At 36.4% G+C, this 22,977-nt stretch carries 22 protein-coding genes and 1 riboswitch; of the genes, 9 read left to right on the top strand and 13 right to left on the bottom strand.

Going from position 1 to position 22,977, the window contains the following annotated elements; all coding sequences use genetic code 11:
* Positions 1-67: 67 nt before the first annotated feature.
* Positions 68-628: an NUDIX hydrolase gene (locus H1R81_RS05660; protein ID WP_181839688.1), complete on the top strand. Its 561-nt coding sequence runs from the start codon at positions 68-70 to the stop codon at positions 626-628.
* Between the two features lie 7 nt (positions 629-635).
* Positions 636-1,508: a glycosyltransferase family 2 protein gene (locus tag H1R81_RS05655; protein WP_181839687.1), complete on the top strand. Its 873-nt coding sequence runs from the start codon at positions 636-638 to the stop codon at positions 1,506-1,508.
* A gap of 354 nt (positions 1,509-1,862) precedes the next feature.
* Here H1R81_RS05655 and H1R81_RS05650 read toward each other — a convergent pair whose 3' ends face one another.
* On the bottom strand, positions 1,863-3,503 hold the full coding sequence (locus tag H1R81_RS05650; protein ID WP_181839686.1) for a S8 family serine peptidase: 1,641 nt from the start codon (positions 3,501-3,503) through the stop codon (positions 1,863-1,865).
* 150 nt (positions 3,504-3,653) lie between these two features.
* Positions 3,654-4,775: a tRNA 2-thiouridine(34) synthase MnmA gene (gene mnmA / locus H1R81_RS05645; RefSeq protein ID WP_181839685.1), complete on the bottom strand. Its 1,122-nt coding sequence runs from the start codon at positions 4,773-4,775 to the stop codon at positions 3,654-3,656.
* Positions 4,776-4,901: 126 nt separating this feature from the next.
* On the opposite strand from mnmA, the gene H1R81_RS05640 reads away from it, so the two are divergent.
* From H1R81_RS05640 to H1R81_RS05620, 5 genes are all read left to right on the top strand, one after another.
* Positions 4,902-5,504 (top strand): N-(5'-phosphoribosyl)anthranilate isomerase, encoded by a 603-nt coding sequence (locus tag H1R81_RS05640; RefSeq protein WP_181839684.1) that lies wholly within the window; start codon positions 4,902-4,904, stop codon positions 5,502-5,504.
* 295 nt (positions 5,505-5,799) lie between these two features.
* Complete coding sequence (locus H1R81_RS05635) at positions 5,800-6,021, top strand: PspC domain-containing protein (protein WP_181839683.1); 222 nt, start codon at positions 5,800-5,802, stop codon at positions 6,019-6,021.
* A 93-nt stretch (positions 6,022-6,114) separates the two neighbouring features.
* The gene (locus H1R81_RS05630; protein WP_181839682.1) at positions 6,115-6,588 is read left to right on the top strand and encodes a PspC domain-containing protein; all 474 of its coding nucleotides are present in this window, start codon (positions 6,115-6,117) and stop codon (positions 6,586-6,588) included.
* 114 nt (positions 6,589-6,702) lie between these two features.
* On the top strand, positions 6,703-7,707 hold the full coding sequence (locus tag H1R81_RS05625; protein ID WP_181839681.1) for a LiaI-LiaF-like domain-containing protein: 1,005 nt from the start codon (positions 6,703-6,705) through the stop codon (positions 7,705-7,707).
* Positions 7,708-7,790: 83 nt separating this feature from the next.
* On the top strand, positions 7,791-8,999 hold the full coding sequence (locus H1R81_RS05620; protein ID WP_181839680.1) for a DUF4105 domain-containing protein: 1,209 nt from the start codon (positions 7,791-7,793) through the stop codon (positions 8,997-8,999).
* A gap of 70 nt (positions 9,000-9,069) precedes the next feature.
* Here the strand turns inward: H1R81_RS05620 and H1R81_RS05615 are convergent, their stop codons facing one another.
* Together H1R81_RS05615 and H1R81_RS05610 are read right to left on the bottom strand one after the other, a co-directional pair.
* Positions 9,070-11,871 (bottom strand): pitrilysin family protein, encoded by a 2,802-nt coding sequence (locus H1R81_RS05615; RefSeq protein WP_181839679.1) that lies wholly within the window; start codon positions 11,869-11,871, stop codon positions 9,070-9,072.
* Between the two features lie 54 nt (positions 11,872-11,925).
* A complete protein-coding gene (locus H1R81_RS05610) occupies positions 11,926-13,089 on the bottom strand; it encodes an exo-beta-N-acetylmuramidase NamZ domain-containing protein (protein ID WP_181839678.1) in 1,164 nt (387 codons plus the stop codon).
* Between the two features lie 87 nt (positions 13,090-13,176).
* Between H1R81_RS05610 and H1R81_RS05605 the strand changes: the two genes are divergently transcribed.
* Together H1R81_RS05605 and H1R81_RS05600 are read left to right on the top strand one after the other, a co-directional pair.
* On the top strand, positions 13,177-13,779 hold the full coding sequence (locus H1R81_RS05605; RefSeq protein ID WP_181839677.1) for a DUF502 domain-containing protein: 603 nt from the start codon (positions 13,177-13,179) through the stop codon (positions 13,777-13,779).
* Between the two features lie 91 nt (positions 13,780-13,870).
* Positions 13,871-14,458 carry a hypothetical protein gene (locus H1R81_RS05600; RefSeq protein WP_181839676.1) on the top strand — a complete coding sequence of 196 codons (588 nt, stop codon included), beginning with the start codon at positions 13,871-13,873 and terminating at the stop codon, positions 14,456-14,458.
* Positions 14,459-14,550: 92 nt separating this feature from the next.
* Here the strand turns inward: H1R81_RS05600 and metX are convergent, their stop codons facing one another.
* The 9 genes from metX to H1R81_RS05555 all read right to left on the bottom strand — a co-directional run bounded on the left by metX (position 14,551) and on the right by H1R81_RS05555 (position 22,861).
* The gene (gene metX, locus H1R81_RS05595) at positions 14,551-15,594 is read right to left on the bottom strand and encodes a homoserine O-acetyltransferase (RefSeq protein WP_181839675.1); all 1,044 of its coding nucleotides are present in this window, start codon (positions 15,592-15,594) and stop codon (positions 14,551-14,553) included.
* A gap of 125 nt (positions 15,595-15,719) precedes the next feature.
* Positions 15,720-15,837, bottom strand: a riboswitch (SAM riboswitch).
* Positions 15,838-15,944: 107 nt separating this feature from the next.
* On the bottom strand, positions 15,945-16,988 hold the full coding sequence (locus H1R81_RS05590) for a CHC2 zinc finger domain-containing protein (protein ID WP_181839674.1): 1,044 nt from the start codon (positions 16,986-16,988) through the stop codon (positions 15,945-15,947).
* Positions 16,989-16,998: 10 nt separating this feature from the next.
* Positions 16,999-17,751, bottom strand: coding sequence for an SDR family NAD(P)-dependent oxidoreductase (locus tag H1R81_RS05585; protein ID WP_181839673.1), 753 nt, complete (start codon positions 17,749-17,751; stop codon positions 16,999-17,001).
* Between the two features lie 71 nt (positions 17,752-17,822).
* Positions 17,823-18,941, bottom strand: a complete 1,119-nt coding sequence (locus H1R81_RS05580) for a mechanosensitive ion channel family protein (RefSeq protein WP_181839672.1) — start codon at positions 18,939-18,941, stop codon at positions 17,823-17,825.
* 34 nt (positions 18,942-18,975) lie between these two features.
* Positions 18,976-19,968, bottom strand: a complete 993-nt coding sequence (locus H1R81_RS05575) for a YheT family hydrolase (RefSeq protein ID WP_181839671.1) — start codon at positions 19,966-19,968, stop codon at positions 18,976-18,978.
* A gap of 77 nt (positions 19,969-20,045) precedes the next feature.
* Positions 20,046-20,990, bottom strand: a complete 945-nt coding sequence (gene corA / locus H1R81_RS05570) for a magnesium/cobalt transporter CorA (protein ID WP_181839670.1) — start codon at positions 20,988-20,990, stop codon at positions 20,046-20,048.
* A 14-nt stretch (positions 20,991-21,004) separates the two neighbouring features.
* On the bottom strand, positions 21,005-21,571 hold the full coding sequence (gene purN / locus H1R81_RS05565) for a phosphoribosylglycinamide formyltransferase (protein WP_181839669.1): 567 nt from the start codon (positions 21,569-21,571) through the stop codon (positions 21,005-21,007).
* Positions 21,572-21,735: 164 nt separating this feature from the next.
* A complete protein-coding gene (locus H1R81_RS05560) occupies positions 21,736-22,278 on the bottom strand; it encodes a hypothetical protein (protein ID WP_181839668.1) in 543 nt (180 codons plus the stop codon).
* Positions 22,279-22,333: 55 nt separating this feature from the next.
* Positions 22,334-22,861 carry an OmpA family protein gene (locus H1R81_RS05555; RefSeq protein ID WP_181839667.1) on the bottom strand — a complete coding sequence of 176 codons (528 nt, stop codon included), beginning with the start codon at positions 22,859-22,861 and terminating at the stop codon, positions 22,334-22,336.
* Positions 22,862-22,977: the final 116 nt, after the last annotated feature.

Genomic DNA, 22,977 nt, shown 5'->3' with positions numbered 1-22,977 from the left:
TTAATTGTGATATTTCGTTGATTTAATAAACTAATTTTCGTTGCAAATTAATAATAATTGTTGAAGTATGCACCGAAAAAAAATACTTGAATTATTGAGTAAGCATAGTGGGTATAACCGAAATGAAGAGCAAATGACCCGGAATACAATTGAATTTATCAGAGCCCACGAGAATTGTTTTGATAGAGAATTATTAATTGGACATGTTACCGGATCGGCATGGGTGTTAGATAATTCAGGAAAATTTGTTTTATTAATGCATCACAGAAAACTAAACAGGTGGTTTCAACCTGGTGGCCATTGCGACGGAGATAGTGATGTATTGGCAGTTGCTTTAAAAGAGGCTATAGAAGAAACAGGGGCAAAAGATATTAAAGCGGTCAATGAGGCAATATTTGATGTGGATATTCATCAAATACCAGAGAGAAAAGGTATTCCGGCTCATTTGCATTATGATATACGTTTTCTGTTTACAGCAGATAAAGACTCTCCTTTATTAATTAATGAAGAATCGAATGATCTGGCATGGGTTGAATTAAGCAAAGTTAAAGAATTAAATAGTGAAGACTCAATAATGAGAATGGTTGATAAAACGTATCAAATAAAGAAATGGTTAGAAAAATCCTAAAATCCTTATGAAAGTCACAGGCTTTACTATAGTACGAAACGCTATTAAATATGATTATCCGGCTATTGAGGCCATTACATCAATATTACCTTTGTGTGATGAAGTTGTTGTAGCTGTGGGTCAATCTGAAGATAATACCTTAGCCTTAATCCAATCAATTGATTCAGACAAAATACGTATTATAGAAACCATTTGGGACGACTCATTGAAAACGGGGGGTAGAGTCCTGGCGGTTGAAACTGATAAAGCTCTTGCAGCCATTAGTTCTGATACCACCTGGGCATTTTATATTCAGTGTGATGAAGTAGTTCATGAAAAATACCATGATACTATCAGAAAAGCGATGAGTCAATATGAATATGATCTGACAGTAGAAGGATTACTTTTTAAATATACTCATTTCTATGGTTCGTATAACTACTTAGCTGATTCAAGAAAGTGGTACAGGAATGAAATAAGAATTATAAGGCATACAAAACAAGTTGTTTCGTACCGTGATGCACAGGGTTTCAGGAAGTCAGATAATAGTAAATTATATGTAAAACCGATAGATGCTTATATTTATCATTACGGTTGGGTGAAGCCTCCTAAAAAAATGGCAGAGAAAATACGTGGTTTCATTGCTTTATGGCATTCACCAGAAGAAATAGACAAGATTCAACCAGAAAATACCGATTTCGATTATTCAAAAATTGATTCTTTGAGAATCTTTACAGGAACTCACCCGAAGGTCATGAAAAACCGGATTGAAAATGCAAAATGGAACTTTCAATTTGATGTGGCTGAAAAAAAATATAGTCTTAAAAATAAAATTCTATTTTTTATAGAAAATCTTACAGGCTGGAGAGTTGGCGAGTACAAAAATTATAAAATCATGTAAATATTGAGTTGTAAAGTGTGAATAGATTCTCTATAGCCTGACTCACTTTACATTTCTTAGAATAATTACATTTTCATACTCCTAAAGACTCTTTTCAAGAAAGAATACTATGTAGACCCTTAAGATTTAGATGAAAAATTTCTATCAAACTAAAAAATCAAATTAACACATCTAAAAAAAAATGTAATAAATTTATGATTCGAAACTGTAACTTTTCTATAGAATCACCACAATTGAGTGATTACTGATTAAAGTCGGTTAGCTCTATATTCAAAACCAGTATATTTGTGCAGCATTGAGTTATGTGCACAGTGAAACCATCAATTTTTTTAATGTGTTTCTGATCAATTAACTTTAGTTTCTTGCCACTTTGGTTGTAAAGTTCAGAGTCTCAGAAGTTACTTTGAGTATATAATTAGTCTGCAAATAATCAATTTTCGCCGGAATAGTAATATACTTGTCTGTTGTTGTCAAAGACCAAATTACTTTCCCTGTCATATCTATTAATTTATACTCAAAATTCTGCCCGGCATCATCTTTAAGTACCCATACCTTCATGGCCTCTGTCTGACCATTTGATGGATTAGGGAATACTACTACATCTTTACCTTGTTTCTTCAAGCTGGCAATTAGTTGTTCGAGTTCTGCTATTTCGTAGGCTTTATCAAAATCTGGAATCCCATACCCTACTCTATCGTCAGGATTTTCATATTGACTTGCCGACCGGATCAGATATTGTCTGACCTGCATATTAGTTAATTCTGGAAATGCCTGCCAGAAACTGGCTGCAAAACCGGCCAGTAAGGGGGAAGCAAAAGAGGTTCCATTTGAATACCCTAACGAATTGGATGGAGTTCCAACCAGTGTCTGATAACCTTGCGCTGCCAAATCAGGCTTGGTTCTTCCATCAATTGAAGGCCCATAAGAACTAAATGAAGCCACACTTCTGTTACCGGCAACCGCTCCCACTGCAATTATTGAATCGGCATCTGCCGGAGTACCAATGTATTTCCATGATCCACTTCCTTCATTCCCAGCTGATGCAACTACTAATATTCCTGCCTGAGCTGCCCAGTCAGCCGCTCTTGTAGCCAGGGCACGATCGCCATTCATATCCGAATATTTATAATCCTGTGCCGGATTATCAAAAGTAGAGTAGCCTAAAGAAGTATTAATCACATCAACCCCTACGCTATCAGCCATTTCGGCTCCAAAAAGCCAGTTAGCTTCTTCTCGTCTGGTTTCAGAAAAGACATCTTCTGTTCGTAATAATAAATAACTCGCTTTATAAGCTGTACCAACTATCTTTCCACTTTCATAGGCAGCCATACATGATAGCACGTTAGTACCATGAGAGTGATCATTATAAACATTCAACTCCCTGTCAACAAAATCGTAAGTACCAATTACTCTCTTATCTGTAAATAAATCTTTAAAAAAACTGAGTTGGTCTGCATTCTGAAAACCCGAATCCAACACTCCTATTAACATCCCCTCTCCTTTAAAACCTCTCTGGTGCATTTTATCTGCCCCTAACATAGCCAGTTGGGTTTGTGAAAAACCATTATCTGTAACCTCTTCCGAATCAAATTTACTCCTTGGTTTCGCTGATTCAGCTACTTCACCAGTGCGAGCATTTCTGATATCGCCTTTTCCTTCCAATCCTTTTACAAAAGAGAGTTTCAGCACCTGATTTAAAATTGCCGGACTTGCATCAATTAGAGCAGCGTTTAACCAACGCGATTTATACAATATCCTTGCACCTGTCTTACTGACTTCACTCAGGTAGGCAGTATTTGGAGGTAAATCACGCTCCGTAATAGCTATATTTTGTTTGATACGTCTCTGAATAGAACGGTCAGAAAGAAATTGCTTTGGATTTGAGATAGAATAATCTGAACTGGCCTTGTCCTTAAAGACTACTAAATATTGGTTCTGCGCAATCACAGAAAATTGAAGCAAAAGCAATAAAAATACGAGTAAATTCTTCTTCATAGATTATCCGGTAAATACTTCAAATATAACGGATTAAGCGTATATTTGTTATTATGACATAAAAAAGTGTTTCACTTTTTTGGTAAATGAAACACTTTCTTTATTGAATCAACTAATTATGCCTATTGAGGAATAAGCTATCTTAAATAATTATTGAAAATTCTCAACTGATTGTCTAAAACTTTTTAATATCCAGCCACCCCCAACTACATCGTCACCCTCATAGAAAACAGCAGCCTGACCTGGTGCGATTCCGGTTACGGGTTCATGAAAAACGACTTTCATTTTTTGGCCTTCCTGTATAATCTGGGCAGGTGATCCCTCATGTTTATAGCGTACTTTGGTTATCGTTTCCAAAGGTCGGTCAATAAGGCTTTCATATTTTTGCATCACTAATTTTCCTACCATCATACCATCTCTTTCCAGATCTTTTTCTTCACCCAAAACTACTTCATTCGTATCTTTTCTTATTTCAGTTACAAAGACAGGTTTACCTAAAGCAATTCCTAAACCTTTTCTCTGGCCTATTGTATAGAATGGGTAGCCTTCGTGCTGGCCAACTACCTTTCCATCCTGCATTACAAAATTTCCGCCTCTTACCCTGTCTTCAAGGCCGTCTACCCTGCGTTTCAAAAAGCCCCTGTAATCATTATCAGGTACAAAACATATTTCGTAGGATTCAGACTTATTAACCAAATCATAAAATCCCTTTTCAGTAGCCATTGCTCTTATTTCTGTCTTTTTCAGATGCCCCAGGGGTAGTTGTGTTCTGGCAAGACTTTCCTGAGACACCCCCCAAAGCACATAGCTTTGATCTTTCCAGGTATCAACACCTTTTGAAATAATATATCTGCTATTCTCTTTTCTTATGTTTGCGTAGTGACCTGTGGCGATAAACTCACAATCTAACTTATCGGCTCTGCGTAGAAGTGCGTCCCATTTTATGTGCGTATTACATAATACACACGGGTTTGGGGTTCTGCCCTCCAGATATTCTCCAGTAAAATGGTCTATTACGTAATCACCAAACTCATTTCTTATATCTAAAATATAATGCGGAAAACCAAGATTTACGGCTATATTTCGGGCATCGTTAATAGAATCAAGGCTACAGCAACCTGTTTCTTTTTTGTTGCCTCCAGAGGATGCATAATCCCATGTTTTCATGGTCATTCCTATCACTTCGTATCCTTGTTCATGAAGAAGAACAGCTGCCAGAGAGCTGTCAATACCGCCACTCATGGCGACTAAAATTCGTCCGTGTTTGCTCATGTGTATAACTGTCGCAGATTCAAAGTCTGCCGTTTTAGTGAAATAATATGCAAAATTAGTCAACAGAATTTGATTCTGAATAGTTCTGAACTAATTTTGAGGCTCGATTTACAATAATATTTCAGTATGGCACTACAAACACTTGTTAAAGTAGGTAATATCACCAATTTATCTGATGCACGCTATTGTGCAGGTATGGGCGTTGAATTAGTTGGTTTTGTGATGGATAAATTCTCTAATGATTTTATGCCTGCTGAAAAACTGAAAGAAATCAAATCATGGCTGGCAGGCGTACAGATTGTCGGAGAAACCCAATCATCCGATTATGAAGAAATAGCTGCCCATCTGCAAACTTATGAGGTAGATATACTACAAATATCTGACCCTGCCTTATTGCCCAAAATAACATCGCTCGGCAAACCCATTATTCTTAAACTGGAGAGTGATAGTGCTTATATAGAAGACTACCTGAAACTCTACAACTCTTTTGTTAGTTATTTCCTTATTGAAGGAGATGAACTTACAGACTTCGTTCTTTATCATCTGAAAGAATATGCGTTCGATAATCCTGTTATTTTAGGATTTGGTATTACTGCCGATAACATTGAAAAGATTTTAAGTGAAACCCAAATTAAAGGTATTGCTCTCAAAGGTTCTCACGAACTTCGTCCGGGTTATAAAGACTATGATGAATTGAGTGAAATCTTTGAGCTACTCGAGGTTGATTAACAATTGATTTTACCAAGATTTTCCATTGAAACTACTATGGTAATAATCAAGAACTTATTTTTTTGATATTGTGGCTTATCTTCGCTGACAAGAAATTTGATTAAAACACTTCTAAAAAGTGATTTTCGAACTTTTAAATTAGTAAATCGTCCTACAATTTATCCCTTTGACATTGAAAATTTCCATTCATGTAGTTTGCTATACATAGTACCGTCTTTTGCCTATATCTTTGTTTCATCAATCACAAAGAAGTGGTTGAAATAAGAAGAAAACAAAACCTAAAAATATTAAGAAAATGGAAAAGCGCTTATATAGAATCAAAAACAGCAAAATGTTAGGTGGTGTAGCTGCCGGATTTGCAGAGTATTTCAATATAGATGTAACTTTGGTTAGGGTATTATTTGTAGTAGCGTTCTTTGCTCCTATTCCGGCTATTATCCCTTATATCATTTTGTGGGCAATAATGCCAACAAAAGAGTCAATGATGCCTACCAACAATATCGTAATTAACCCATAAACGGGTAAAAGATGAGGCGATTGGTAGTGGCTCGAATTACTCAAAACATATCAACGAGGCAAACAAAATGTTTGCCTCACAAATACAAAAAAAATGGAAAAGAGACTTTATCGTATTAGAGATAACCAGAAACTGGGTGGAGTGGCACAAGGTTTAGCCGAATATTTTGACATAGATGTAACACTTATTCGCGTACTTTTTGTATTATTATTTTTTACTCCGTTTCCTTCAGGTTTAACCTATATTATCTTGTGGATAGTATTACCTGTCAAAGATTCATACGGCTATACCGATGTACCAATAAACGAAACTATTAATTCTGAAACCTCAAATTTTACAACTATGAGCAGTCGCAATCAAAACAACAATTTGGTTGGAGGAGCCATCCTCATCATTTTAGGTATTATTTTCTCTTTTAAAACTTTCTTTCATATTAACCTCTGGAGATACATCGGTCAGATGTGGCCTTTAGTATTGGTTGGTTTGGGTGTTTGGCTGATTGTGAGAGAGCGCAAAGATGATAATTTCCCTAATTATCCGAAAAACGATACAGATACAAATCTTTGATAACCCCACTTCCCTACCCTTTCTCGTTCAGGTTTACCCAAAAATGGGAAAGGGTTTTTATTACCTGTACATATTGAAAACAGTGTAATAAGGGAGTCCTAAACTCTTAAAAAAATGGAAAAAAGAAGTAGTAATATTTTCTGGGGTGCTATACTTATTGTGGTTGGCTTCCTGTTTTTAGGCACAAATCTTGATTGGTTTGATTTACACTGGACATTTGGGGGTATCGCCCGCTTCTGGCCGCTTCTCTTAATCCTGGCTGGTGTATTTGCCTTTCTCAACCGTAGACGTACCATTTACAATGCCACATCTGCTTTACTGATTGCCTTCGCGATACCTTTAGGAATCTTTACCTGTGTTGACGACGGTGTAAGTGATTGGAGAGATGGCCATGACTGGCACGTTGATTTTGACGACGATGACGACGATGATGATGATTACAATCATCGCTCAGTAAATCCTGACAGCTCGAGCAGTGATGGCTATAAGAATTATTATTCGGTACCACTTACTGATGGAATCACCGAAACCAAATTAAAAATTGGCGGTGGTGCGGCCGAGTTTGATTTGGAAGAATCGCCTACAAATCTTTTTGAAGCTTCAACACATCTTCAATACCGGAGTGGATATGTATTGACTGAAGACCAGTCAAATGGCATAAAAACAATTGAATTTGAACAAAAAGGTAAAAAAGGAAACTTCCATTTTGACAGTGACCATAACTTTGATAACGATGTGATTATTAAATTGAATAAAACGCCTGTCTGGGATATTGATATGGGCATAGGCGCCGGGGAAGTTGACTTTGATTTCAGTGATTATAAAGTCAAAAAGCTGAACATGAATTCTGGAGCGGCTGACATTGATATAAAATTAGGTGATAAAGTAGATAATGTTGATGTTGACATTAATTCAGGTGTTACGAGTGTAAAATTAAGTGTACCAGAGTCTGTTGGTTGTGAATTGAAAATGGACGGTGCTCTGAACTCGAAAGACCTTGATGGTTTTGAAAAAGTAAGAGGAGGTGTATGGCAGACACCCGGATATGATAAAGCCTCTAAAAAAATCAAAGTCGATGCTGACGCTGGTCTATCATCTATCAAGATTGTCCGTTATTAACATCATTTAACATAACGAAATAAGCACACAGGTTTTGAAACCTGTGTGCTTTTATTTTACCTTTGTAGAAAACACTGTCCTGCATGAAAAGATACGCTCTGCTAATATTCTTTGCCTTTATTTCTGTTTGTTCTACTGCTCAAAAGCTTTCACCTTATGCAACTATAAGTTTATTGACTATAGCGCCTGGTGATGAGCTATATTCCACTTTTGGCCACAGTGGTATCAGAATAAAAGACCCAATGCAGGGTATAGATTTAGTATATAATTATGGTGCATTTGATTTCAGGACTAAAGGCTTTTACCTGAAATTTTTGAGAGGCACCCTTCCTTATAAGATAAGTCTGAATTATTTTGAGAGTGAACTTTACGGGGAAGGTGGGTATCCCGGGTGGAATCAGGAGGGGAGGCTTGTGGAGGAACAAATTTTAAACTTATCGAGTAAGCAAAAACAAGAAGTAAGTGATTTTCTTGCTAAAAACTACTTACCGGAAAACAGAGAATATGCCTATAAATTCTTTTATGATAACTGTTCAAGCCGCTTAAGAGATGTATTGAAAACAGTCGGTGGTGATAGCCTGAGATTTCAGAACAATATACACGCTGATAGTAGTTATCGTCAATGGATTGATGTTTATGCCCGAAAAAACAATAAACTATGGGCAGATTTCGGAATGGATCTCGCAATAGGGCAACCTTCAGATTGTATAACAGGAGCTGATAGTGCTATGTTTTTACCAGATAATCTACGTGATGCGTTTGACAATGCAAAAATTAAAAGAAACGGTGTATGGCAACCATTGGTCACTCAAAAAACAGTATTGAATCCTGAAGTTTTGAATGATGTTGTGAAAGAAAAAGAGTTGATTACCCCCAATATTCTCTTCTGGAGTTTTTTTGTTTTAACAGGTTGGCTTACCTTCTATCAATTGAAGAAAAATTATACAAACTTTTTATTTGACAAAACATTGTTTACGATAACAGGTATTGTTGGTTGGTTGATTGTTTTCCTATGGTTCTTTACTAATCACGGTGTTACAGAATACAACCTGAACATTATCTGGGCATATCCCCTATTATTTCCTATTGCATTGCTTATTAAAAAAGACACTTCACGTGCATGGCTGGCCAAACATTTTCTGGCTTATGGAATTATTCAGATATTATTCCTTTTGAGCTGGGCATTTCTTCCACAGGAAATTAATTATTCTTTGATACCGGTTGTTTTGATTTTAGCAATGAGGTCGTTCTTTGTCTGGTGGAGATTAAGAAATAAACTGAGTACGTTTTAGTTATTACTGTTCACATAAACAAAAAGCCAAATCTTGAAGATTTGGCTTTTTGTTTATGTGAATCTTTATACTATTTCTTTTCGGGCAATAGTACAAATTTGGCAAAATTATCACTGAGGAATTGATTTGCAGCTTTTTTGACGCTTTCTATGCTTATTTTATCAATCATATCTTTACTATAACGATTGATGAAATTTAAATCTTCACCATCAAAATATTGGTCTGACAGGTAGGAGTTCCAAAAACTATTTTCCTTTACCTGTAATTCAACAGAGCGTTTTTCTTCGGCTTTTACTTTATCAACATCTACAGATTCTGGCCCATTGACTTTAATTTTCTGAATTTCTTCTAAAGCAATTTTGGCTAATTTCCCGGCATTTGCTGGTGAGCAACCAAAAGCAATTGTAAGATTGTATGTCGGGTTGGGTAATTTATTATAAGAAGCACGAATGTTAGGTGAATATACACCTGCGGCCTCTTCTCGCAACTTTTCTGTTAATTTAATATCTAATACTTCTGCCAGGGCATCAAGATTTAACCTTTCTTCTTCTGTGTAATTAAAGTTTCCGTTAAATTGCAAATTTACAGATGCTTTATCTTCCAGACCTTTATAAACTGTTTTCTCTACCATCCCTTTTACTTTATCAATATGCAGGTCTTTAAAGGTTTCAACACGCTTGGTTGAAGGAAGCCCGCCAATATATTTCTCTAATAGAGGTTTGATTTTTTCAACTTCAAAATTACCGACAAATACAAAAGTAAAATCACTCATATCACTGAACCGGTCTTTATAGATTTCATAGGCGCGGTCAAGGTTTACTCTGTCTATATCTTCCGGTTTAGTAGGCATACGACGAAAATTCTTCTGATATAATGTAGTGGTTATCGTATCGCTGAAAACTTTCTCTGGCGTAAGGGTTTTAAGAGAATTTGCAATTAATTCTTTTTGATTTTTCAAGAAGCTCTTTACTACCTCGTCATCTCTTCTTGGCTGTACTACATAAGCATACATCAATTGCAAGGCTGTTTCTAAGTCTGCTGGTGTAGTATTACCTGAAATACCCTCATTCAATTCATCAATGTAAGTAAATACACTTGCCACTTTACCTGCCAGAAATTTATCTAACTGCACATCTGACAATTTACCTACACCTCCTTGTGAAACTGCTGTAGCTGCCAATTCTGCCGAATAATAGTCAGCATCACTGTAAAGTGAAGTACCACCTTTACTTACACCAGAAAACAAAATCTGGTCGTTTTTGAAATTGGTTGGTTTTAACGCCACTTTTACACCATTACCAAAAGTGAGTTCAGTGACACCAATTTCATCAATTTTGTTTTCAGAAACTACTTTTGTTCCTGTTGGAATTTGTTCAAGAATTGAAGTGGCAACTGATTCGTCTTCATACGGTTTTAAATCTGCACTTTTATAATTGATTAGCTCCAAAATCCTGGCTTCTGATGGTAATTTATCTTTGTCTTTTTCAGAACCTATAACCATACCAATGCGGTTGTCTTCTTTAATAACTTTGTTGGCAATTGCATTAACCTCTGCTAAAGTTATACCTTCAAGATATTTCTTTACAAATTCATATCTGAAATCGGCATCTGTATAGGCCGTACCTTGCAGATAATTCTGAATCAACCCATTTACAAATGCTCCTGACTTGGTTTTATCTTTTTCTTTATAACCTTTCTCCACACTCACCATATAATCCTTTTTGGCACGTTCTAATTCGCCTTTGGTGAAACCAAATTTTCTCAATCGTTCCTGTTCGTCCATTACAGCTTTAATAGCGGTTTCTAAACCGTCTGCATTTTTTGGAATAGTAACCACCTGAAACGCATCCAATCCTGCTAAGAAAGGGCTATAACTCATAATAGCAAAAACAAAAGGTGGATTCGGTTTTTTTGTAATTTCCTGCATGCGGGTACCAATCATCTGATTAAAAAGATTTTCAGCTATATCCAGACGATAATCTGCCTGTGTTTTGGTTTTTTCACGAGGCAATTTTGTAATTAATTGAAAACTTGTCTGTGGAATTTCTTTATCAACTAATAGAGAAGCTTGCGTACCTTTAGCCGTACCAATTTCATATTTTATACGTTTAGGCCCATTCTTGTTTTCAGGAATACTACTGAATTTCTCTTTAATTAAAGCTTCTACCTGCGCCGGGTCAAAATCACCTACGGCGACCACCGCCATTAAATCCGGACGATACCAGTCTTTATAGAATTTAATGATTTGGTCTGGTTTAAACGAAGTAAGTATGTCTACTTTTCCGATCGGGATACGCTCGGCATATCTTGAGTTATTTAATAAAAGTGGAATCAGTTTTTGCTGAATACGTCCTTGTGCATTTTTAAATCTTGCTCTTTCTTCTTCTAACACAATCCCCCTTTCATTATTAATTTCTGTTGTATCTAAAGTAGCATAGTGCGACCAGTCGGCCAGAATCTGAAAGGCGCGCTCAAACAGTTTCGCTGAATCGGTTGGTACTTGTAATTGGTAAATAGTTTCATCAAAACTTGTAGAGGCATTCAAATCGGCCCCGAATTTCATCCCTGATTTTTGTAGAAAATCGACTAATTGATTTTTAGGAAATTCTTTTGTACCGTTAAAATTCATGTGTTCCATGAAGTGCGCAAGCCCTAATTGCTGGTCTGTTTCAAGAATTGAACCGGCATTAACTACCAGACGAAGCTCCATTCGGTTTTTAGGCTCAGTGTTCTTCAGTATGTAATACTTGATTCCATTTTTCAATATTCCCATCTTTACAGCTGGGTTATTCGGAATCGGAATATTAAGATTCTGTGCGAATGTCTGCGAAGTCACGAGCAAAAGCAGCAGTAGATTTTTTATCTTTTTCATAAATTGAGAGTAAATTAAAATTTAGTTTCGAATTATATTAAAGGTCTGTTAATTTCAAGAATAAAGCAAATAGGGTTCAATACTTTTCTCCCATTTTTTTGCAAGAGTAAGGTTTTTTATTTGCTCTGCAAAAACATTTAATGGTAATTCAAAGAGGCTTTCACTATTATGATAACCCATAAGTAAATCCAGATGTTTTCTGCCTGTCGGGTTAACGTTTGTAGGATAGGGTTTCCAATCAAAAGACTCAGGATGCTGGTCTTTTATTAATTTTATTAACATTAAGCCATTGTACACTGCATCGAAATTTTCTATATCTCTTACATAAAACCTGATTCCTTTACAAAGCTCACCCACATACTTACTTTCATCCGGAACAAAAGTAATAGGTTCCATTTCAAGCGTTGCATTAAATAACTTATCCATCAGTAATTTATTGTCTAACCAGGGGGCGCCAATGATTGCGAATGGCATTTCTGTGCCTCTGCCCTCGCAAATATTGGTTGCTTCTAAAAGGCCCAAGCCAGGGTATAATAAAGACGATTGAAAATTTTTTATGGCTGGTGAAGTAGGAACAAAACTAACTCCCCAATCTGGTTGATACATATTCCGTTGCCAGTTCATATTTTGAATTACTTCAATTGTAGCATTAATCTCTCTTGTCTTATTAAAAAAATGAGCTAATTCACCCATAGTACAGCAATGTCTTAATGGGATATTCCAGCGGCCAATAAATGATGAGCAATGTGCTTCATCAAGCATCGGGCCTTCTGTCCTGTCAAAATTACCTGAAATAGGGTTAGGCCTATCGGTTATTATTAAAGGTTTATTAAAATTAGCACAGGCTTCCATTACAAAAGAAAGCGTCCATAAATAAGTATAGAATCTGCAACCAATATCCGGAACATCAAATAGTACTACGTCTATATCCTTTAAATCATGTTCATTTGCAGTTAATTTATCGCCATACAAACTGATAATCGGCAGTTTTGTCAGAGTGTCAATTCCATCATATATTTTGGCTCCATCTTCACCCTTTGTATCCAGACCATGTTCAGGCGAGAACAACTTAATGAGATTAAATCCCTTTTCTATCAATGCTTTTCTTGAAGGATATAAATAATTGGTTGTAGCAGCGTGGTTAGTTACCAAGCCTATTTTTTTAGTTTTCCAGTCAGGATTCTGTCTCAACAGCACATCAATACCAAATTGAATCATATTTTAGTTGGTTTACAAACTTTTAGATTGACATTAGCGTTTGTCTAAATAGCTACGTCTTAACTCTATTACAAATACCTTTTCTTTATGCCTGGCAGATATATACTTAGTCGGTTGTTTTCCTATTTTATACGTGGTTTACTTTTTGTAGCACCCATTGGTTTCACCTTATTTATTTTATTAGGTGCATTTGATTTTGTAGATAACCTTATCCGAATCAGGATTCCTACAGAAGACCCAAATCGTGATCTGTTCATACCGGGTCTTGGGAGTGCTATTGTTGTTGGGGGAACAATACTTATTGGTTTTATTTTTTCTGTACTGCTGCCTCAAACTATTCAGAATATCATCGAAAATGCCATTAGCCATTTACCCTTAGTACGGATTTTTTATTTTGCGTTTAAAGATTTAATTTCAGCTTTTGTCGGCGATAAACGAAAATTTAATCAAGGAGCCATTGTGCTGATTAATAAAGAAACACAAGTTTATAAAATTGGGTTTATTACACAAAATGATTTGAGTAATTTGGGCGTTAGTGATTTAGTGGCTGTCTATTTTCCTCATAGTTATGCTTTTTCTGGCAATCTGGTTCTTGTTCCGAAAGAAAATGTACAGATGCTCGATTTACCAAGTGCCGAAATTATGAAACTGATAGTTTCGGGAGGGGTTTCCGTAAATGATAAGCCATAAAAGTATTTTATTAGGGCGAAATCCGAAATCTATTCATATTCCATAGTTTTTCACGGAATATTATTCCGTGCTACGAAACCACATACATCTCATGATTCAACAGAAATATTACCTGCTATTATTCTTTATAGGCTTAACATTTAGTTGTTTTTCACAAGATGTGCATCAGAGGGAAGCGCAATCTGTAGAAGATTTGCTATATAAAAAAGACCCCACCAAGGCAAGGAGTATGTTTAGTAAAGACAGGTATCTGGTTCTGGAAAAAGTGAGAAGTGGCAGGCGGACAAAGTTTTATAAAGGTGATGTATTCAGATTTAAGACCAAAGATGATATGATTTATGAAGATAATCTCTATGATATTACTGACTCATCATTTGTGATCACTTCATTAAATGAGGTTATGAACCGGTATGAGTATGTCGAAATCAAAATTAAAGATGTAAAGCGCATCTATAAACATCCTAAGAGACCCATTCGCTTTGGTATAGCAAATTTCTCACCCTTTGCCTATATTCTGATAGAGTGGGTCGCATGGAATGTTGATCCCATTACTAATCCGAAATTGGCCTTAGCAGCAGGCCTGACAGCGGCTTCTCCCCTTTTTACTGTTTTGCAGAATGTGTTAAGAAGTAAAAAACTGACTGAAAACTATCGATTGAGAGTATTTCAGAGCTTTTAAGGTTATTTTTCCTGAGTTTTGGTTTAGCTGAGTGAAGTCAGATGCTTTGTTTGATTATTATGACTAATTTATCAGGCAAATCGTTCTTACGATTACTCAATCACTACATTAGTCTCACTTAAATCCTTACTCCAGTTTCTGATAGTATCTGTCATGGCTTCAAATTCTATTAAGAAACCATCGTGTCCATAAAGCGATTCAATTAACGCATATTTTGCTTCAGGTATATAATTAGCAATAAACGCTTGCTCTTCTGGTGGGAACAGCACATCAGATGAGATACCAATCACTAATGTTTTTGCCTTAATAGAAGTCAATACTTCTTCCACCCTTCCTCTGTTTCTGCCGATATCGTGCGAATCAAACATCTTTGAGAGTGTCCAATAAGAAAAAGCGTTAAACCGTTTGCCTAATTTTTCTCCCTGATAATTCTGATAGGTATTGGCACGAAAAAAATCAACTTGACCCTCATCCCTGGATTGAGTCCGGTTATAAGTAGCATAATTTCTGTATGACAACAAAGCAATCGACCGAGCCACTTTCATTCCATTCATTCCGGCTTTAGGATTCCGAGCCATCCATGTAGGGTCTGCTGCAATTGCCATTCGCTGAGATTCATTAAAAGCAATACCCCAAGGTGAGTGAATGGCATTGGTCGAAAACAAAATCAGGTTTTCAATCAGATCAGGATGCATGATAGCCCATTCAATGGCTTGTTGCCCGCCTAAAGAGCCCCCCAATAGTGTATTAATTTTATAAATCCCTAAATGCTGACGTAGTAGATCTAAAGACCTTACCACATCTCTGATACTTACAAACGGAAAATCATGATAGTAAGGCTCTCCTGTAACCGGATTTTTGCTCAAAGCATTAGTTGAGCCATAATGAGACCCGAGTATGTTAGCACAAACAATGAAGTGTTCTGCTGGATTGTACAAACGTTTTTCGCCGATTAATCCATTCCACCAATCCGTTGGGTTTGCATTACCTGTAAAAGCATGGCATACCCATACCACATTATCCATTGCGGCATTTAACTGTCCAAATGTTGTATAAGCAAGCTGAAACTCGGGCAGCCACTGACCTGATTCTAACTTGAATGGCTCATCGTAACGAAATATCTGTTGGTTTTCCATTGTTAAGAGTAAATACAAAATCTCAAACTTAGCTTCGATGCACACCTAAAACCAGTATGCAACAAAACTCTTACCCCTCGGTAATACTGCAAACAAAACCAATTTTAAAACGATTGTCTATGATTGGTTTATAAGCCCGAATGGTTCTGACCCTTTCGGTAGGTTTTGGCACCTTATCGCAAGTAGCGGGACAGGTTGCCCGAGGTTCACAGAGCCTATTCTCTCCTCTCGTCTGTATAAATCAATCCGATTGCTACTGAAAGCAGCTTAAAGAATTGATGGTGCAAATATGGAACTTGAATTTGTAGAAAGCAAGATTTTAAATTCCTTTTTTATTGAAGTGCAGGTTTTTATTTTTTTTGAAAGAACTCATTAATATCCTTAATTCCGTCCGGAAGGTATTTTCTATCAACTGTAATTCCGTTCAGGTATAATTCTTCCATCAGATCTATTGTACCTTTTTTTCCGGCGTCATCATTATCAAACCATATCCAGACTTTGAATTTTTTAAAATATTTCACCCACTCTTTCTTAAAGGTTTTGGCACTACCCAGACTTACTGCACTCAATCCTTGACGGAACAAAGTCATGCAATCAAAGGCACCCTCTGTCACATAAACTTCAGAATTACCCGGTAGTTTTTTAAGCAAGTCTATATTAAAGATAGTTCGCGGAATTCCAGTCATAAACTGATATTTGTTTGTTCCTTCTGATGGCTCACCAATAGTTCTGCCTTGCAAATAGACGATTCGGTCATTCTGATAATAAGGAATGATAATCGGGTGTTTGAAGAAAACTAAATTACCTCTTTCATTGACTATTCCACTGGCAATCAGGTCTTCTGTTTTGTACTTTTCTTTCAGATAATCATTTGCCAGACCATAATTCTTTAATACAAATAATTTAAAATGACGAATAGTCCAGTCATCAATCCCTCTGCCACGTAGATATTCAGCGGCCTTTCTTGCAGATTCAGTCGCTGGTAAGTTCAAACAGAATTTTTGAAAGTCTTCATAGATTTCACTGAACTTTGTCTGGAATACAAATCGTTTTTCCTGTACGGGTTTTCGGGTATATATGCTCTTTATATCTATTTTTCTTGTTTTGATAGAACCATACCCTTCGTAATACGGGATATATTTAATAGCCAGTTCATCGAGAGCAGTTTTAAAATCTATCTGACATACATCGGCATAAAGATTAATTACATCACCGCGTTTGCCGCAACCAAAACAATGGAACTCGTTTTGTGGGGGTGGATAAAATACCAGAGATGGGGTATCTTCTGCATGAAAGGGACAAAGCATCCGTCGGGTTTGAATCACATCAAATCCTAAGTCTCTGGCAACCTGCCGAATGTCTATTTCTTTAACCTTTTGGAGTATCTCGTCCATCTTACCCTATCTATTTCCTATGAATTATTGTAGGGGCCGACTGGGCTCCTGCATACAAAACAATATCAGCAATTGTTACTCTTGCAGGAGTGTTAACCGCATACAGAATAGCATCTGCCACATCTTCCGGCTGAAGAGGATCAAAGCCTTCGTACACTTTTTCCGCTCTTTTCTTATCCCCCTTAAATCTAACCAACGAGAATTCGGTTTCTACAGCTCCAGGTGCAATATTGGTAATTTTTATACCATGTTGAGTTAAATCCAGTCTCATCCCTTCGCTAAGTGCTTCAACAGCTGCTTTTGAAGCACAATAGACTGCTCCGTTAGCATAAGTGTATTTTCCTGCAACTGAACTTAGATTTACAATATGCCCTTTCTCCCGCTCTACCATCCCCTGAATCACCGCTTTTGAAACATATAATAATCCTTGCACATTCCCGTCAATCATTGCATCCCAATCATCTGTATTTCCATCCTGAATTGCCGATAATCCATGTGCATTGCCAGCATTATTTACTAAAATATCAATGCCCTTCCATTCATCAGATAACGAATTAATAGCATTAAACACCTCAACTTTGTTACTTACATCAAACTTTAGCGTAGTAACGGCTACTTTTTTCTCGAAAAGTTCTTGCAAACTGTCTAATCTCTCTTGTCTGCGGCCACATAAGATTAAATTGATACCATTGTCAGCAAAGGCAGTAGCTGTAGCTTTACCGATACCCGAAGTTGCGCCTGTGATGAGTGCTATGCGAGACATATTTTGTTACAAAGGTTTAGTTTAATAATTGATTAAAGACGCTTTAAAAGAAAAATAATATTTCTCCTTACTCAATAATCGTTGTCTATATTTTTATCATCAGTTAAACCAAAAAGCGTAGTAGTGGGTTGTGCCAACTCCACTTGTTTTTTTTCAAGTATATTAAGAATAGCTAAATTTACTTCTTCTCTTATATTTTTGCTTTCCCAATAGTCTGCTGTGGTTACCATAAAAACAACCAGAATATTAATTGAATAATCACCAATTGCATCTAATTTTGCCCGTCCACCTGTACTGATTGATTCATGATTATCAATTATCGTTTGTACTTCTTCTATTATCTCTTTAATCTGTTGTATTGAGGCTTCTAATTTAAGGCGAATAAAAAATTTATGCCTGCGCTCCATGCGCTGTGAAATATTATTGAGCGATTGCGAGACAAGCATCTGATTCGGAACAACTATCAGACTTCCATCAACATGTCGGATGCGTGTACTCCTGAACCCTACTTTCTCTACTGTCCCAACCATTGTACCTAATTCTATAGCATCTCCAACAATGAATGGTTGCTCAGTAAAAAGTGTGAATGAAGCAAAGAGGTTTTCCAGCGTAGCTCTTGCTGCTAATGCTAAAGCCACCCCACCTATACCTAAACCTGTAATCAGGCTGATAACATCTTGCTTAAAAACAAAACCTAAAATGAGGAAAAATGAAGAGAAGGCTATTATCACTATAATAATATCACGAAAAAAAGGCACCAGTTGTCTATCTTTATTTGACTCTGATACTTCTGCTTTCTGTAGATAAACCAGTCCGAAGAATCGAACCAACCTGATAATCAGCCATGTGACACCTGCAACAAAAAGCATATCTAAAGTGCGGTCAATGAAATCAGAAAACCGCATTTTCCCAAATGGTATGATTCGCCATTTTCGTGGAAAAATGATTTCATTAAGTGCCATATAAATGATTAACAAAGCCAGAAGAAATTCAACGGGACTCCTTAGAAGATTAACAAAATCAGCCAGAGGAACACTTTTCGTTTCCTTTTTCATCATCCGGTACACTATCTGGCTTACGAGTACCGAAAGGATTCGTTTAAATAAAAACCCAATAATAATTATACCTAAAAACCAAAGCCAGCTTTCGGCGGTATTATATAAAAAAGTGGTTCTGAGAAAATTATCCATTACAAACGTGAATTATAAGCCCAATAATCCGGCTCTACTGTAAATTTTGGATATCGTTCTGCACAAAATCCAATACTCTTTTTTCCACCCAGGTTTCGTTCGAATTGGGTAGCATAAACCCTACATGCCCTCCGAAATGGAGTAATTGCAGATATACATTAGGATTATATTCAGCTTCTCCAAGATCTAAACATTCTGGTGAGAGAAAGGGGTCATTCTTTGCCTGAATGATCAGCGTAGGTTTAATAATATTTTTAAGATAAGGTTTTGCCCCGGCTTTTTTATAAAAATCATGCGCATCTTTAAACCCATACAATTTAGCTGTATAGCGATTATCAAACTCTTCGAAGTTCTTTATTCTTTCATAACCATCATGATTCAGCAACGGGTTATTAGGGTGCAGAACAGCCTTTTGCTTTATTTTTTTTCCTAATTTATTAATAAAACGTGTCATATAGAAACGTCTTCCAGGTTTATATAACTCAAAAACTGAAGTAAATAAATCAAGTGGTACCGAAACGGCTAAACCACATTTTACCTGTTCAGGTACTCTATCAGGCTGATCGCCTAATAGCCTTAGGGTCATACTACCTCCCATACTAAAACCAACCAGTACCACCTCATCATAGTTATACTTCTGGATAGCATATTCAACCACAAATCTAATATCTTCAACATCGCCATGATGATAGAAACGAGGAAGGCGATTCATTTCTCCGCTACAACTCCTGCAATTCCATCCCAACCCATCATAACCATTATCATTAAATTTCTTGATCATTCCTGTTACATAATGTCGGGTAGAATCTCCTTCAAGGCCATGTGTTACAATAACCAATTTTTTACATGGCTTAATTCCTGCAAAAGACCAGTCTAAATCAAGAAAATCACTATCTTCCAGTTCTACTCTTTCTCTTTGATAACTGACATGGATTTTTCTGAAAAGACTTGGATAAATGGTTTGAATATGGGCGTTAAACTGCCATTTAGGAGGGCGGTAATCTGTATTAACTGGTAAAACTGGCATAACACTATTTGTAATTAAGTTGTTAGGCGAGGCTGATCAACAATCAGCTACGTTATGTTACATAAACAACATTTTTTTCAAATCCATTTCTTTCTTTTAAAGAAAAAAAGAAATATTGATGATGAAAAAATCATTAATATAATGGCTATCCAGAAACCATAAGGATGGTTGGAAGAAGGAATAACCTGATAATTCATACCAAAAATCCCTGCTATTAGAGTTGGAGGCAGGAATATAATTGTTACAACCGTAAAAATCTTGATAATTTCGTTTTGCTCAAGGTTAATTAGCCCCATAAATGTATCCTGCAAATACTCTAAACGCTCAAAATTAAAGGTTGTATATTCGAGTAATGAAGTAATATCTTTTAATACAATACGAAGTCTTTCTTTACGGTCTTCAGGGAAGTACGCACTTCTTAGAATCTGGGATAGTACCCTTTGCTTATCTATAATACTCTCCCGAATTAACATGGTATTCTCCTGGAGATTGTTTATCTTCAGGAGTGACGCCTGCTTTGGTTTCTTTTCTATACTCAGTGCTTTACTTATTGTCTTAACGTCTTTCGACATATTCTCCAACAAATCTGCATCTGATTCAATACGCGTTTCCAGCAGAAGCAAAAGAATATCAACCCCATCTTTAAACACTTCCTCACCTAATTTGATTTTCTTAACAGTATCAGCAAAGGTGCGGGAGTCACCCTGTCTGTAGGTAAATAGCGCGTTATCACGAATCATAAATGATACCGGATAAAAATGATACCCGTCTTTATCTGCCTTCAAAAAATTGGAGTTGGCATTAATGGTATTGTTCTGCTCAAAATAACGGGCGCTACTCTCAATCTCTACAATTTCTTGTGGCGTCTGAAAACTGATATCACATTTGGTCTCAATCCATTCTTCTTCTTCCTGAGAAGCAGATTGCAAATCGACCCACATCAAATTCTTTAGATGTCCTATTTCTCGCACATCAGTTTCCTTTTTAATCTGCTTGCCTTCTTTGTAATAAAAACGTACCATAAGTCGAAGTACTTTTAGCCCATAATCAATTTTTCTATTACTTCCGGAAAATGCCTATGTTCCAAAACCTGCACCTTAGCCGCGATATCATCAGGTGTGTCTCCTTCCGAAATTTCGCACTTTGCCTGAAAAACCACCTCACCCTCATCATAATTTTCATTCACATAATGAATAGAGATTCCAGACTCAGATTCTTTATTCTCATACACAGCTTCATGGACAAAATGGCCCCACATACCTTTGCCACCATATTTAGGCAAGAGGGCCGGATGAATATTAATTATTTTATCTGGATAAGCTTTTATCAGATTTGAAGGAATCAGCCACAAAAAACCAGCCAAAATCACCCAATCAATTTCTTGTTTTTTCAGAATTTCTACAATCCTATCAGTTTTGGTAAAAGATTTTTTGTCGAAAATGAGAATAGGCACTCCCAATCTTCTACCTCTTTCAATTACTCCTGCCTCTGGATTATTTGTCAATAATAAATCTACCCGAATTAATTCGTTATTTTCAAAATAATTAATAATTTTCTCAGCATTACTACCCGATCCTGAGGCTAAAATGGCAATACGTTTCATTTGAGCAATAAAGATTTCCAGAAAAAATAATCAATTGTTTTCGCTAAACCTGCTAAGGTTAAACAGGATACAAGATGCGAATCACGGAATTTTTTTTTAAAGTTTTAAACTTTTAGTTCATAAAAAAGCCTCTGAATTGTTCCAGAGGCTTTCGTTGTTACATCTTATAGTTTACCTTTATAAAGTTCGTCCTGCCATTTTTTCAGTTCGTCCCACTTTCCGTCACGGGCAAGGGCGGCCTGGTCAGCCCAGGTTGTAGGATCATGAATCTGGAATCGGCTACCTGCTTTATCCAGTATTTCTTTCATTCTACTAACCGAAGTGTCTGCCAATTGTGCAAATGTATAAATACCGGCTTTATTGAAAAGTTCTTCAATTTTTGGACCTATACCCTCTACAATTTTAAGGTCATCTTTCACCAGTGGAACTATGGGTATCGAGGGAATCCCGGATGCTGAAACTACACCTGTTGTTACCGGGATAATACTTGGTTCAACAGAAACTGATATTCTTGTTTTCCTGCAAGCGTCTAATTCACTCTCCAGAAATTTTATTCTGTCCTGAAGTTCTGTATTATGTAACTCCAGACTTTTTATCTTTTTATTCAGCAACCACCAAAGTAAAAGAGCTAATAATAATAAAGGTAAAAGCCAGAAAAGGAATATATCCCAGGGGAAATTATTGAATAGACATTTTAAATTTTCCATTGTTTAAATAGCATTTAATCGGTTAAAAATAATTAAAATTGCACAAGCACCCGGCTTAATTTTTCAGCCTTATAGTTGCCCGACGATTTTTTGCTTTACCTTCATCTGTGGTATTAGAAGCAATAGGCTCTTTTTCACCTTTTCCTTCAATAGCCATCTGACCAGCTCTTATACCTTCTTTTGCCAATAAATCCTTTACTTTTCCTGCCCTTATTTCCGACAATTTCTGATTTGAATCCTCAGCCCCATCACTATCTGTATGTCCGGTTATCAACAATTGCTTTTCAGAATTCCTGTTCAAATATTTTTTTGCAGTTACAAGAAATGTGTCTACCTCGGGTGTATGTAAAATACCTGCTTGCCCTGACACAAAATATACATCAAGGGGTTTGAAGAGAATCTGCTCCTCAGCTGTCATTTGTGCGCTATCAACAGCAGGGCTGGCAATACTGTCTGTATTCAGATTATGATCTAATGAGGCTTCTGTCCCGCTGTAACAATAAGGTTTACGATGGCAATTCCAGAACCAGCTATATGCCAAAGACCATAACAGAATCAGTAACAAAATAAGGAATCTGTTCATTTTGATTTTTAAGTTTAGGTAAATACTTAATCAACAGTTTTGGGACAGGAAATGTAGTAAAAAGTAACTTAACCACAATCATCTGCATAAGTTTTCTTTACAAATTTAATAGAAAC

This window comes from Emticicia sp. BO119 (assembly GCF_013912375.1).
Lineage (GTDB): Bacteria > Bacteroidota > Bacteroidia > Cytophagales > Spirosomataceae > Emticicia.
This window is presented reverse-complemented; position numbering and strand designations above follow the sequence as displayed.